Genomic DNA, 13485 nt, shown 5'->3' on the forward strand with positions numbered 1-13485 from the left:
CCGTTGGCAATCAGGCTGATTTCAGGTAATCGAGCACGATATCGTGGTGGTTCGAGGTTTTAAAGTCGTCGAACACTTTCTCCACTTTGCCATCGCCGCCAATCAGGAAGCTGATGCGGTGAATGCCGTCGTAGGTTTTCCCCATAAAGGTTTTCTCACCCCAGACGCCAAACGGCTCGCAAACCTGATGATCTTCATCCGACAGCAGGGTGAAGTTGAGCAACTCTTTCTCGACAAAGCGAGACAGTTTTTCCGGCTTGTCGGTGCTGATGCCCAGCACTTCCACGCCCGCCTTCTTTAAATCATCCATGTTATCGCGCAGACCACAGGCCTGCGTGGTGCAGCCCGGCGTCATGGCTTTCGGGTAGAAATAGACCAGAACGCGCTGTCCTTGGAAGTCGGCCAAATTTACTTGTTCGCCATCCTGATCGGGCAAGCTAAATTTCGGTGCGGTGTCACCGGCTTTCAGTGGATTCATCACAACTCTCCATTTTTTTCTTCATGCTGTGGGTAATACACCATCAGCGGCAAAAGCACCAGGTGGAGTTTACCTCAGGGTTATTTCACTACACGGTATGCCAGCGCGGCAGAGTGTGTGGCGGAATAACCCGGAGCCTGATTCAGACGGCGCTGTGCGCGTCATCGGTGACACTATAGAGGCGAATTGAACCTTGTGCATGCAGTTCTTCGCACAGCTGATGGAAAGCCTGCTCAAACGGCGCGCTGGCATGATTCGCCGGGCTGTGCGCGGTCATCTGAATATAGAGCACCGGCGGCTCGTCGTCCTGGGCGGGCGTGATGCGCGACACCAGCTCGGCGATGTTCATCTGATGTTTATCGAACAGATCGGTGAAGCGTTCGATGATATGCGGTGAGTCCGGCACTTTCACCTGTACCCAGACGGTAGCGGGCATCGGCGGCGTAACGCGCGCGTTGGTGCGCTTCATCACGATCAGCAGCTCCAGCTCGGCACCTTTCATCGGCAGGGTCGATTCAATCAGGGTAATGGCGTTCCAGCTGCCGGAGAGCAGCATAATAAAGGTGAACTCGTCGCCCAGCATCGCCAGGCGGCTGTCTTCGATATTGCAACCGCAGCTGCTGACGTGGCGGGTAATGGTATTGACGATACCCGGACGATCAACGCCCAGAGCGGTGATCACCAGATGGTGCGGCTGTGACTGCGGCAAAATGGCGTTTCCTGTACGTTCGCTAATAACCATAAGGTAAACATAAAAAAAACTGCTGACAAGCGCGGTAATGGCGTGGCTCGCTTGCTTTTCTTTCGGCGGAAAACGTAACATGAGGCACTTGTTTGTCGAGGGGATAGCCATGTTCACCGGAAGTATTGTTGCGCTCATTACGCCTTTGAATGAAAAAGGTGATATCTGCCGCGCAAGTCTGAAAAAACTGATTGATTATCATGTCGCCAGCGGTACGGCGGCGATTGTTTCTGTTGGCACCACCGGCGAATCCGCGACCCTCAGCCATGAAGAGCATGGCGATGTGGTGATGCAAACCCTGGAGCTGGCCGATGGCCGCATTCCCGTGATTGCCGGTACCGGCGCGAATGCCACCGCCGAAGGGATCTCTCTGACAAAACGCTTCACCGGCACCGGCGTAGTCGGCTGCCTCACCGTGACCCCTTACTACAACCGTCCGACGCAGGAAGGTCTGTATCAGCATTTCAAAGCGATCGCGGAAAGCACCGATCTGTCACAGATGCTGTATAACGTCCCGTCACGTACCGGCTGTGACATGCTGCCGGAAACCGTTGCCCGCCTGGCTGAAATCAAAAATATTATCGGAATCAAAGAGGCCACCGGGAACTTATCGCGTATTTCGCAGATCCAACAGCTGGTTGGAGATGAGTTCATTATTGTCAGCGGTGATGACGCGACAGCGCTGGACTCCATGCAACTGGGCGGCAAAGGCGTTATTTCGGTCACGGCTAACATTGCAGCACGTGAAATGGTTGAACTCTGTGCGCTGGCACAAGAGGGCAAATTTGCTGAAGCGCGTCGCCTGAATCAGCGTCTGATGCACCTGCACCAGACGCTTTTCTGTGAACCGAATCCTATCCCGGTGAAATGGGCCGCGAAACAGCTAGGATTAATCGCTGATGACACGCTGCGCTTGCCGATGACGCCGCTGACCGAAGCCGGTCAGGCGAAAACCGCGCAGGCGCTAATCCAAGCGGATCTGCGATAATTTAGGGAGAATCAATGAGTTATTCAGTTAAGCGCTCGACGCTGGCAACCGTGGTGGGCCTGTCCACCCTGATGCTTCTAACAGCTTGTTCCAGCGATCAGCGTTATAAGCGCCAGGTCAGCGGTGATGAATCTTACCTGCAGGCGCCTGAACTGCATGATTTAAAAGCCCCGGCGGGCATGATTCTGCCGCTGCAGAATGGTGATTACGATGTGCCGCACAGCGTGGCGAAAGGCGCGCTGGGTGAAGAGCTCGACATCCGTCCACCGGCGCAGCCGCTGGCGCTGATGAACGGCACCCGCGCGCAGTTCACCGGTAACACCGGCGTGCTGGCGGTTGACAGCAACCGTGGTTCCATCTGGTCGCAGGTGGTGAACGTGGTGCAGTCGTACAAATTCCCGGTTGCCCAGCGTGATGATGCGGCGCAGCAGCTCACCACCGATTGGGTGCAGTGGAACCGTGCTGATGAAGATAACCAGTATCGCGGCCGTTACCAGATCAGCGTGCAGAACCAGGGCTATCAGCAGGTACTGACCGTACGTCTGCTGGAACTGCAGCAGCAGGGCCAGACGGTCACCACGCCAGTACAGGTTCAGCGCTATACCGGTCAGATGCTGAATGACATCAGCACCGGTCTGGATAAGATCGATACCGCCAGCCAGGATGCGGCTGCCGGACGTGCCAGCGGACAGATTGATGTCCAGAGCGGCGCGGACGACACCGGTCTGCCACTGCTGGTGCTGCGCTCACCGTTTAACGTCACCTGGCAGCGTCTGCCGGCGGCGCTGAAGCGCATGGGCATGGAGGTCACCGATGACAACCGCTCGCAGGGTAGTCTGAAAGTGACCTACAAGCAGCCGGACAGCAGCGCGTTTGACGCCATCGGCGCGAAAGATCCGGAACTGCCAAACGGCGACTACAAGTTGCAGGTTGGCGATCTCGATAACCGCAGCAGCCTGCAGTTCATCGATCCGAAAGGACACGTACTCACCCAGGCGCAGAATGATGCGCTGGTGGCGGTCCTGCAGGGCGCGCTGAACAAATAAATGCAATAAAGGCCGGAGATTCTCCGGCCTTTTGGTTTTGGCATAATAGCGCCCGGCGAGGTAAACGATTGCGTCAGGCAGTCATCGCGCGGTGAAACACCGCTGAACACGGATTCTTTCATGTTTGGAGTTAACAAGATGCAAAAGCGAGCTGAGTTGTATCGCGGTAAAGCGAAAACCGTATACAGCACCGACAATCCGGATCTGCTGGTACTTGAATTCCGCAACGATACGTCAGCAGGAGACGGTGCACGAATCGAGCAGTTTGATCGTAAAGGCATGGTGAACAACAAGTTCAACCATTTCATCATGACCAAACTGCAGGAAGCGGGCATTCCGACCCAGATGGAAGCGCTGCTGTCTGATAACGAAGCGCTGGTGAAAAAGCTCGAGATGGTGCCGGTTGAGTGCGTGGTGCGCAACCGGGCGGCCGGATCGCTGGTGAAACGTCTGGGCGTGGAAGAGGGCATGCTGCTCAATCCACCGCTGTTTGATCTCTTCCTGAAAGATGACGCCAAACACGACCCGATGGTCAACGAATCGTACTGCGAAACCTTTGGCTGGGTGAGCAAGGCCAACCTGGCGCGTATGCAGGAGCTGACCTTCAAAGCCAACGAAATGCTGAGCAAACTGTTTGATGATGCCGATCTGATTCTGGTGGACTTCAAGCTGGAGTTTGGTCTGTTTAAAGGTGAAGTGACGCTGGGCGACGAATTCTCGCCAGACGGCGCGCGTCTGTGGGACAAAGAGACCATGGACAAGATGGACAAAGACCGTTTCCGTCAGAGCCTCGGCGGCCTGATCGAAGCGTACGAAGAAGTGGCACACCGCTTGGGTGTCAAACTGGACTAAGCTTCTGCCGGTGTGCGTCACGGTATAACAGACGCAAGCCTTTCAGCGCATGAAGGTCGCCCTTACTGGCGGCCTTTTTTATCGTCTGTTTACTGCCTTCACACTGCGCCCTGCGCGCAATCTCGCTCCGCTGGCATCGCATCGCTGGTACTAACCTCTGCCGCCAACTAAAATCATGCAAAAGTCATTCATAACAGGAGCAGGCCATGCGCTGGCAAGGGCGTCGTGAAAGCGACAATGTGGAAGATCGTCGCGGCGATTCGCCGGGTTTTAGTTCTGGCGGACGCCAGATTCGTCTGCCGCGCGGCAAGGGCGGCATTATTCTGCTGATTGTGGTCGCGGTCGCTGGCTATTACGGCTACGACCTCACCGCGCTGCTGGAAGGCGGCGCGCCGGTGTCGCAACAGCAGCAGCGTCAGGTCAATTCGGCGCAGGATAACGAGGCGGCCAAATTAACCTCGGTGATCCTCGCCACCACCGAAGATACCTAGGGCAAACTGTTCCAGCAGATGGGCAAACAATACGCGCCGCCGAAGCTGGTGATGTATCGCGGTGCGACGCGCACTAACTGCGGCACCGGCCAGTCGGCTATGGGGCCGTTCTACTGCCCGGCCGATCAGACGGTGTATATCGATCTCTCTTTCTATGACGACATGAAAACCAAACTTGGTGCCGGGGGTGATTTTGCCCAGGGCTACGTCATCGCCCACGAAGTGGGGCATCACGTGCAGAAACTGCTGGGTATCGAACCGAAAGTGCGCCAGATGCACCAGGGCGCCACGCAGGCGCAGGTGAACCAGCTGTCGGTGAAGATGGAGATGCAGGCGGACTGCTTTGCTGGCGTCTGGGGTCACTATATGCAGCAGGAGAACATTCTTGAGGTGGACGATTTACAGGAAGCGCTGAACGCCGCCGAGGCGATTGGCGACGATCGTCTGCAGCAGCAAAGTCAGAGGCGCGTAGTGCCGGACAGCTTCACTCACGGCACCTCACAGCAGCGCTACACTTGGTTCAAACGCGGTTTTGACAGCGGCAATCCGGGCCAGTGCAACACTTTCGCCAGTAATTGATGTTGCACGCTGAACTGACGGCGGCGATGCAGCAAGCCGGTATCCGTCGTCTGTGCGTGATAGCCGGTGAAGCCGGCTGGGCGCGCCATGAGGCGGCCACATGGCAGGCCGCGCTGCCCGGTGACTGGTTAACGGTCAGCGACAGCGATGACTTCCCGCAGCGCGTCGCGCCTGCGGCGCTGCGTACCCTGCTGGGCAGAGAATTCCAACATGCCATTTTCGATGCGCGCCACGGCTTTCACGCTGAAGCGTTCGCCGCGCTGGCCGGGACGTTGCGGGCCGGCAGCTGGCTGCTGTTACTGACGCCTGACTGGAACGCCTGGCCGGCGCAGCCCGATCGCGACAGCCTGCGCTGGGCCGATGTCGACCAGCCCATCGCCACGCCGCATTTCATCCACCATCTGCAACAGCATATCCTGCAGGATGCGCAGGTGATGCTGCTGCGTCAGCATCAGACGCCGCGCCTGCCGGCGCCGCAGCCCTTCGCGCCGTGGCAGTGTCGCGCCCCCGAGCAGCAGGCGCAGATTGTCAGCCAGCTGTGCGCCATGCCGTCCGGCGTAGCGGTGATCATCGCCCCGCGCGGTCGCGGCAAATCGGCGCTGGCGGGGATGCTGGCGCGCCAGACGCAAAGCGCGCTGGTGACGGCGCCAGCGAAGGTCTCGACGGACGTGCTGGCGCTGTTCGCCGCTGAGCAGTTTAGCTTTATGGCCCCGGATGCGATTCTCGCTCAGCCGCAGGAGGCTCAGCCGCTGGCGGAATGGCTGATTGTGGATGAGGCAGCGGCCATCCCCGCGCCGCTGTTACAGCAGCTGGTGCAGCGTTTTCCGCGCGTTCTGCTGACCACCACGGTGCAGGGCTACGAAGGTACCGGGCGCGGTTTCATGCTGCGCTTTTGCGCCACGCTGCCGCAGGTGCGCTATTTCCAGCTGGATGAGCCGCTGCGCTGGTCGGCGCAGGATCCGCTGGAGCAGTGGCTGAGTGCGGCGCTGCTGTTTGCAGAGACCGAACCCTGCGGCGCACCAGCGCAGACAGCGATTTTTGCCGCCACACCCGTGCAGCACGCCAACGCCTTGCAGGCCGGCTATCGTCTGCTGGCGAGCGCCCACTATCGCACCTCGCCGCTCGATCTGCGACATATGCTGGATGCGCCCGGCATGCATTTCTGGCTGGCCGGGCAGCCGCAGCAGGTCACCGGCGCGCTGTGGCTGGTGGAAGAGGGTGGACTGGATGCCGCGCTGGCGCAGGCGGTGTGGGCCGGCTTACGTCGTCCGCGCGGCAATCTGGTGGCGCAGTCATTAGCGGCACATGCCGGTTTTACTGAAGCGGCGACGTTACGTTCGCTGCGCATCAGCCGCATCGCCGTGCAGGCCGCACAGCGCCAGCGCGGTATTGGTCGCGCGCTGGTGGCGACGGCGCGGCAGCAGGCGCAGGGCACGGATTATCTGTCGGTGAGCTTTGGCTACACCGCAGAGTTGTGGCAGTTCTGGCGCGCCTGCGGCTTTACGCTGGTGCGTATCGGTTCACAGCGCGAAGCCAGCAGCGGTTGCTATGCGGCGATGGCGATTTGTGCGCTGACGCCAGCCGGTGAAGCCCTGCAGCAGCACGCCGCGCAGCGTCTGGCGCGCGACTGGCCGTGGCTGCAAAAGCTGATCGCGGTGCCACTGACCCTGTCGTCCGCCGACCATCAATCCCTCAACGCCGATGACTGGCCGCTGCTGGCCGCGTTTGCCTGGGCGCAGCGACCTTATGAAGCCAGCTATCCGGCGCTGCAGCGGCTGGCTGGTGTCGCATCGCCACAGTTGCTCAGGCTGCGGGCGGAGGCGGCTGACGCACTCATCACGCTGGATGCCGCCGCCGCGCAGCACTGGCAGCAGCGCCTCGGCACATTGCAATAAATCCATTATCTCGTTCAAATTTTCCCAATATCACTTTGCCGTCAGCGGCGTATAGTGATTTGAGGAGGACGTTATGGCACTACGATATGTAATTGTTCAGCAACCGGATAACGCCGCGCAGCTGTTTTTGCTGTATCACGGCGTAAACGACAACCCCGATTCGATGGCGCAGATTGGCAGCTGGTTCGCGCAGGCGTTTCCGCAGGCGCAGGTGGTGTCGGTGGGCGCACCTTATCCGGCCAGCGCGCCGCAGGGCCGCCAGTGGTATGCCGAGATACCGGAACACGATCGCTCGCAGTAGCAGGGCGTGGATGCGGTGATGCCGTCCTTTGTCGAGTCGGTGCGTCACTGGCAGCAGCAGAGCGGCGTGCGGCCGGAAGCCACCGCGCTGGTCGGTTTTTCGCAGGGCGGCACCATGGTGCTGAAAGGCGTAAAAGCCCAGCCGGATCTGGCGGGACGCGTGGTGGCCTTTAGCGGGCGCTACGTCACGCTGCCAGAGCAGGCCAGCACGCGCAACACTATCCACCTGATTCACGGCGATTATGACGAGCAGGTGCCGATGCAGCATGCGGAAACGGCGATGCAGCTCTTAACCGCGCTGGGCGGCGATGTGACGCTGGATATCGTTGACGACCTGCCGCACGCGATTGATGAACGCAGCATGCAGCTGGCGCTGAATCACCTGCGCTATACCGTGCCGCGCCGCTATTTCGATGAGGCGCTGAGTGGCGCGAAGCCGGGCGACGACGATGTGGTGATGATGGTGTGAGACACTGCGCGCCATAAAACAAAGGTCGCCGTGCTGGGCGACCTTGTACTCTAAACGATCAGCGGCGACTACTTCTTCTTCGGCCAGTCGTCGTCATCGTCCCACTTACCGTTGAAATCGCGATGCGGTGGCAGATCCGGTTTGTTATCCATATATTTTTTATGATCGATGCGCTTCAGGTCTTTATAGACGTTCATCAGCACGCCCACCATCAGCAGAATCACAATTACCCACCAGTACTCTTTTAACCATTCCATGAGGTTTCTCCTTCAAGGTGCCATCAGGCGATCAGCTGTTCCATAATGCGCTGATACATCCGGCTCAGCAGCTGCAAATCCGAGGCTTTCACGCACTCATTGATCTTATGAATAGTGGCATTCACCGGGCCGAGCTCCACCACCTGTGCGCCCATGCGGGCAATAAAGCGCCCGTCAGAGGTGCCACCGGTGGTTAACAGCTGCGGCTTGATCTCATTATAGTGCGCCACGGCGTTGACGACGGCATCCACCAGCTTTCCGCGCGAGGTCAGGAATGGCTGACCGGACACATTCCACTCCAGCGTATAGCGCAGCTGGTGGCGATCGAGCAGCGCCGCCACGCGATCTTTGATCATCTGATCGGTCAGTTCGGTGCTGAAGCGGAAGTTAAACTGCACGAAAAACTCGCCGGGAATCACATTGTTACTGCCGGTCCCCGCCTGCACGTTGGCGATCTGCATGCTGGTCGGCGGGAAGAACTCATTGCCCTGATCCCACTCGGTCGCCACCAGCTCGTTGAGCGCGGGCATCGCGCGATGCACCGGGTTATCAGCCAGATGTGGATAAGCCACGTGTCCCTGCACGCCGTGAATGGTCAGATTGGCGGTCATGGAGCCGCGGCGGCCATTCTTCACCACGTCGCCGACCACTTCGGTGCTCGACGGTTCACCAACGAGGCAGTAATCCATGCGTTCGTTGCGCGCCATCAGGCGCTCAACCACTTTTACCGTACCGTTGACGGCGCTGGCTTCTTCATCGGAAGTGATGAGAAACGCCAGCCGGCCAGCATGATTGGGATGGGCAGCAACGAAGCGTTCGGCCGCCACCACCATCGCCGCCAGCGAGCCTTTCATGTCCGCGGCGCCACGGCCAAACAGCATGCCGTCGCGAATCGAAGGTTCAAACGGTGGGCTGATCCAGCGATTGGCATCGCCCGGCGGCACCACATCGGTGTGCCCGGCAAAAGCCAGCGTTTCGCCCTGGCCGCGCGTGGCCCAGAAGTTAAGTGTATCGCCAATGTGCATCGGCTCGACGTGGAAACCAATCGCCTCCAAGCGCGCAATTAACATGGCCTGGCAACCGGCGTCATCCGGACTAAGCGAGGGGCGACGAATAAGCTGCTGAGCCAGCTCAATAACCGGACAGAACATGTTATGACTTCTCCTGGATAAAGGCGTGATAAACGGGTTCTTTGAAACCCACCAGCAATGTACCGTCTGGCGCCACCAGCACCGGACGTTTGATCAGCGCCGGGTGCGCCAGCATCAGCGCTTTGGCGCTGGCCGCATCGCTGATGGCATTGCGTTCCGCTTCCGGCAACTGACGCCAGGTGGTGCCGCGCGTGTTCAGCAGCACTTCATACCCCAGCTGGTCGATAAAGGATTGCAGCAGCGCCGCATCCAGCCCGTCAGCGCGATAATCATGAAAATGAAAGTCGATGCCGGAAGTGCTCAAATAGTTGCGTGCTTTTTTATGGTGTCGCAATTCTTAATTCCGTACATCACCCACTGCGCTGTCATCGCGTATTCCCGTCCTGTGTTAAATAAAGCGCGAGTTTACCATAGCGCGCCGTGGGCTGTGAGGTCAGACGCGCGGCAGCGCTGTTTTTCGTCTCGCCGCGACGCGAATAAACGACGCTAATCAGGGCCAGTAAACGCTTTCACTCACCTGCGAAATTGTCGCCTGCGGCATCATTAGTGATCTAAGAATTATCTTAGACGGCAAAAAGGGGCCTGGCGGATTAAGTCCCCGCTTTTATTAGTCGCATTAACAGGTTGCTGAAATTTGCGTCAGTACGCAGTTTCGGCAAATTCAAGCTTTCTGCGGTTGTTGCCGATAGTGATGAGAGGTGGAAACGTATTCACCTCTAGAAAAAAACGGCGTAAAATCGCCACTACAAGAAGAGAGGATTTTATGGTTGAACACGAACTGGGGAACTGGAAAGAATTTATCGAAGCGATGTTACGTAAGTAATTCGTGAAGAGAAAAGCAGGGCACTTCCCAACTTGCTGTTATTCTTACCGCACACATCAATAAAGCCGCCGTTAATCATGGCGGCTTTTTATTTGCCCGGATTTAGCCTCAGTCGTGCGGCTTTGCCCGCAGCGGGAAGCGGCGGCGCACCAGCACGAAGAACAGCGGCACAAAGAAGATCGCCAGCACCGTGGCGGAGATCATGCCGCCCATCACGCCAGTACCGACCGCATGCTGGCTGCCGGAACCGGCACCGCTGCTGATCGCCATCGGCAGCACGCCGAAAATAAAGGCCAGCGACGTCATCAGAATCGGCCGCAGGCGCTGCCGCGATGCTTCCAGCGTCGACTCCAGCAGTTCACGCCCTTTGCTGTTGATCTCATTGGCGAACTCGACGATCAGGATCGCATTCTTCGCCGACAGGCCAATCACCGTCAGCAGGCCGACCTGAAAGTAGACGTCATTCTCCAGTCCGCGCAGCCAGGTGGCGACCAGCGCGCCCACCACGCCCAGTGGCACCACCAGCATGACCGAGAACAGAATCGACCAGCTCTCGTACAGCGCCGCGAGGCACAGGAACACCACCAGCAGCGAAATTGCATACAGCGCCGGCGCCTGTGAGACGGAGAGACGCTCCTGATAGGAGGCACCGGTCCACTGGAAGCCAACGCCGAGCGGCAGCTGCGCCACCAGTTTCTCCATCTCATCCATCGCCCTGCCTCTGCTGACGCCGTTAGCCGCCTCGCCGACAATCTCCAGCGACGAATAGCCGTTGTAGCGTTCAAGGCGCGGTGAACCGGTCTCCCAGTGGCTGGTGGCGAAGGCGGAGAACGGCACCATGCCGCCGCTGTTGTTGCGCACATACCATTTGTTGATGTCGCCCGGCAGCATGCGGAATTCCGGTGCTGCCTGGACGTAGACTTTCTTCACGCGGCCGCGATCGAGAAAATCATTCACATAGGTCGAGTCCCAGGCTGTGGTCAGGGTGTCGTTGATGGTATCCAGCGACACGCCGAGCGCCTGCGCTTTGCGCTGGTCGACATCAATCTGCAGCTGCGGGCTGTCGTCAAGTCCGTTGTGGCGCACGCGCGACAGCGCCGGATTGTTGTCGGCCAGCGCCAGCAGCCGATCGCGCATTGCCATCAGCTGGGTGTGCCCGATGCCGCCGTAATCCTGCAACTCCATATCAAAGCCGGAGGAGCTGCCCATGCCGGTGATCGCCGGTGGACTGCTGGCGATGACGCGTGCCTCTTTGATCTTTTTGAAGGCTGCGGTGGCGCGATTGATAATGGCAAACGAGGTGCGATCGCGACCTGGCCGCTGCTCCCAGTCCTTCAGGCGCACAAACAGGCGCGCCACGTTTTGTCCGTTGCCGCCCGGACCGGCACCGATGGTGGAGAACACTGACAGCACATTGTCCTTTGTCCTTTTCGGCAATCAGGTAATAATCCTCAACCTTTGCCACCACCTGCGAGGTCTGCTGCAGCGTCGAGCCTAGTGGCAGCTGCACCTGGGTAAGAAATACGCCGCGATCTTCCAGCGGCAGGAAGGAGGTAGGCAGCCGAATAAACAGGAATGCCATCACGCCGATAATAGCTAGGTAGAGCAGCAGCCAGCGGCTGCTCTTCAGAAGAATGCGCGCCACGCCGCGCTCGTAGCGTTCCGCGCTGGCATTGAAGTGACGGTTAAACCAGCCGAAAAAGCCGCGCCGGCCATGGTGCTGGCCCTGCGCCAGCGGTTTGAGCAGCGTGGAGCACAACGCGGGCGTCAGAATCATCGCCACCAGCACCGACAGCACCATCGCCGAGACAATGGTGATGGAGAACTGGCGATAGATAGCGCCCACGGTGCCGCCAAAAAACGCCATCGGCACAAACACCGCGGACAGCACCAGCGCGATGCCCACCAGCGCGCCCTGAATCTGCCCCATCGATTTACGCGTGGCGGCCCGTGGCGATAATCCCTCTTCGCTCATGATGCGCTCAACGTTTTCCACCACCACGATGGCATCATCCACCAGCAGCCCGATGGCCAGCACCATTGCGAACATGGTCAGGGTGTTAATACTGAAGCCGCAGGCGTACAGCACCGCAAAGGTGCCGAGCAGCACCACCGGCACGGCAATGGTGGGGATGAGTGTGGCGCGGAAGTTTTGCAGGAACAGGTACATCACCAGAAACACCAGCAGGATCGCTTCCAGCAGGGTTTTCACCACGTCCTTAATTGAGGCTTTGACGAACGGCGTGGTTTCAAACGCCACTTTGGCTTCCAGTCCGTGCGGGAAGTATTGCACCAGTTCAGCAACACGGGCGCGCACCAGCTTGTCGGTATTCATCTCGTTAGCGCCGGAGGCCAGCTTGATGCCGAGACCAGAGGCCGGCTGGCCGTTATAGCGGCTCAGAAAGTCATACTTTTCGGCGCCCATGGCGATGGTGGCCACGTCGCCAAGCGTCACCACTGAACCGTCGGTGTTGGTTTTCAGCGTAATGGCGCGAAACTGCGCTGGCGTCTGCAGCATCGACTGGGCGTTAACCGTGGCGTTCAGCGCCTGTTTATCCACCGAGGGCAACCCGCCGACTTGGCCGACCGCCACTTGGGTGTTCTGCGATTCGATGGCGCTGACCACATCGTCGGTGGTCAGCGCGTAGTTAATCAGCTTGTTGGGATCGAGCCAGATGCGCATGGCGTATTGCGATCCGTAGGCATCGACCTAGCCGACGCCGTCGATGCGGCTGAGCGGATCCTGAATGTTACTGGCGACGTAATCGGCAATATCCTGTTTATCTATACTGCCGTCGGTGGAGACAAAGGCAATCATCAGAATGTTGCTGTCGCCGGTTTTGTTTACCGTGACGCCCTGCGACTGCACCGCCGCTGGCAGCTTGCGCAGCTCGCTCTGCAGCTGATTCTGTACCTGTTGCCGCGCTTCATCCGGGTTAGTGCCGGCGGTAAAGGTGAGGGTGATCTGCGCCTAGCCGGTGTTGCTGCTGTTCGAGGACATGTACATCAGGTTATCGATCCCCGTCATATTCTGCTCGATAACCTGGGTGACGGTGTTTTCCAGCGTCTGCGCGGATGCACCGGGATAGTTGGCGGTGATGCGCACGTTAGGCGGCGCGAGATCCGGATACTGTTCCACCGGCAGCGAGATAATGGCCAGCGTGCCACACAGGCACAGCAAAATAGCCAGCACCCAGGCAAAAATGGGGCGGTCGATAAAAAAGTTCGACATGAAACCGACACTCCTCAGCTGCGTACTTTGTACTTGTTATTAGTAAAAGCGTGCCGCACGCTGCGCTTCACGCTGGCGGAGTGCAAGGGCGATCCTGAAAACTCCGGCTGCTGCTTACTGTACGCGGGGCAAATTAGGGAATCGTGGATAAATTATGGAGAAAGTGTAAAAGTCGCAGCAGC

General features: G+C 58.8%; 9 protein-coding genes and 4 pseudogenes. 7 read left to right on the plus strand and 6 right to left on the minus strand.

Going from position 1 to position 13485, the window contains the following annotated elements; translation table 11 throughout:
* Positions 1–10: 10 nt before the first annotated feature.
* Together bcp and AC6I8M_RS01160 are read right to left on the minus strand one after the other, a co-directional pair.
* Positions 11–478: a thioredoxin-dependent thiol peroxidase gene (gene bcp / locus AC6I8M_RS01155; RefSeq protein WP_058948696.1), complete on the minus strand. Its 468-nt coding sequence runs from the start codon at positions 476–478 to the stop codon at positions 11–13.
* A gap of 142 nt (positions 479–620) precedes the next feature.
* Positions 621–1220: a glycine cleavage system transcriptional repressor gene (locus AC6I8M_RS01160; RefSeq protein WP_498013634.1), complete on the minus strand. Its 600-nt coding sequence runs from the start codon at positions 1218–1220 to the stop codon at positions 621–623.
* Between the two features lie 109 nt (positions 1221–1329).
* Here AC6I8M_RS01160 and dapA point away from each other — a divergent pair, with 109 nt between their 5' ends.
* The 6 genes and pseudogenes from dapA to ypfH all read left to right on the plus strand — a co-directional run bounded on the left by dapA (position 1330) and on the right by ypfH (position 7840).
* Positions 1330–2208, plus strand: coding sequence for a 4-hydroxy-tetrahydrodipicolinate synthase (dapA, locus tag AC6I8M_RS01165; protein WP_010617586.1), 879 nt, complete (start codon positions 1330–1332; stop codon positions 2206–2208).
* Between the two features lie 14 nt (positions 2209–2222).
* Positions 2223–3254: an outer membrane protein assembly factor BamC gene (bamC, locus tag AC6I8M_RS01170; RefSeq protein WP_010617585.1), complete on the plus strand. Its 1032-nt coding sequence runs from the start codon at positions 2223–2225 to the stop codon at positions 3252–3254.
* Between the two features lie 138 nt (positions 3255–3392).
* The gene (purC, locus tag AC6I8M_RS01175) at positions 3393–4106 is read left to right on the plus strand and encodes a phosphoribosylaminoimidazolesuccinocarboxamide synthase (protein ID WP_010617584.1); all 714 of its coding nucleotides are present in this window, start codon (positions 3393–3395) and stop codon (positions 4104–4106) included.
* A 206-nt stretch (positions 4107–4312) separates the two neighbouring features.
* A pseudogene (ypfJ, locus tag AC6I8M_RS01180) lies at positions 4313–5176 on the plus strand (KPN_02809 family neutral zinc metallopeptidase).
* A complete protein-coding gene (locus AC6I8M_RS01185; protein WP_010617583.1) occupies positions 5176–7071 on the plus strand; it encodes a tRNA(Met) cytidine acetyltransferase TmcA in 1896 nt (631 codons plus the stop codon). Before ypfJ ends, AC6I8M_RS01185 begins: the two are co-directional and overlap by 1 nt.
* A gap of 73 nt (positions 7072–7144) precedes the next feature.
* A pseudogene (gene ypfH, locus AC6I8M_RS01190) lies at positions 7145–7840 on the plus strand (esterase).
* Between the two features lie 68 nt (positions 7841–7908).
* On the opposite strand, the gene AC6I8M_RS01195 reads toward ypfH, so the two are convergent.
* The 3 genes and pseudogenes from AC6I8M_RS01195 to AC6I8M_RS01205 form a co-directional block, all read right to left on the minus strand.
* On the minus strand, positions 7909–8097 hold the full coding sequence (locus AC6I8M_RS01195) for a YpfN family protein (protein ID WP_010617582.1): 189 nt from the start codon (positions 8095–8097) through the stop codon (positions 7909–7911).
* 23 nt (positions 8098–8120) lie between these two features.
* Positions 8121–9248, minus strand: coding sequence for a succinyl-diaminopimelate desuccinylase (dapE, locus tag AC6I8M_RS01200; RefSeq protein ID WP_010617581.1), 1128 nt, complete (start codon positions 9246–9248; stop codon positions 8121–8123).
* Position 9249: 1 nt separating this feature from the next.
* Positions 9250–9617 (minus strand): annotated as a pseudogene (locus AC6I8M_RS01205) (ArsC family reductase).
* Between the two features lie 394 nt (positions 9618–10011).
* Here AC6I8M_RS01205 and ypfM point away from each other — a divergent pair.
* Positions 10012–10071 (plus strand): protein YpfM, encoded by a 60-nt coding sequence (gene ypfM / locus AC6I8M_RS01210; RefSeq protein ID WP_104085366.1) that lies wholly within the window; start codon positions 10012–10014, stop codon positions 10069–10071.
* Between the two features lie 108 nt (positions 10072–10179).
* Here the strand turns inward: ypfM and acrD are convergent.
* Positions 10180–13303: pseudogene (gene acrD / locus AC6I8M_RS01215) on the minus strand (multidrug efflux RND transporter permease AcrD).
* Between the last annotated feature and the right edge of the window lie 182 nt (positions 13304–13485).

The organism is Type-A symbiont of Plautia stali (assembly GCF_059731155.1).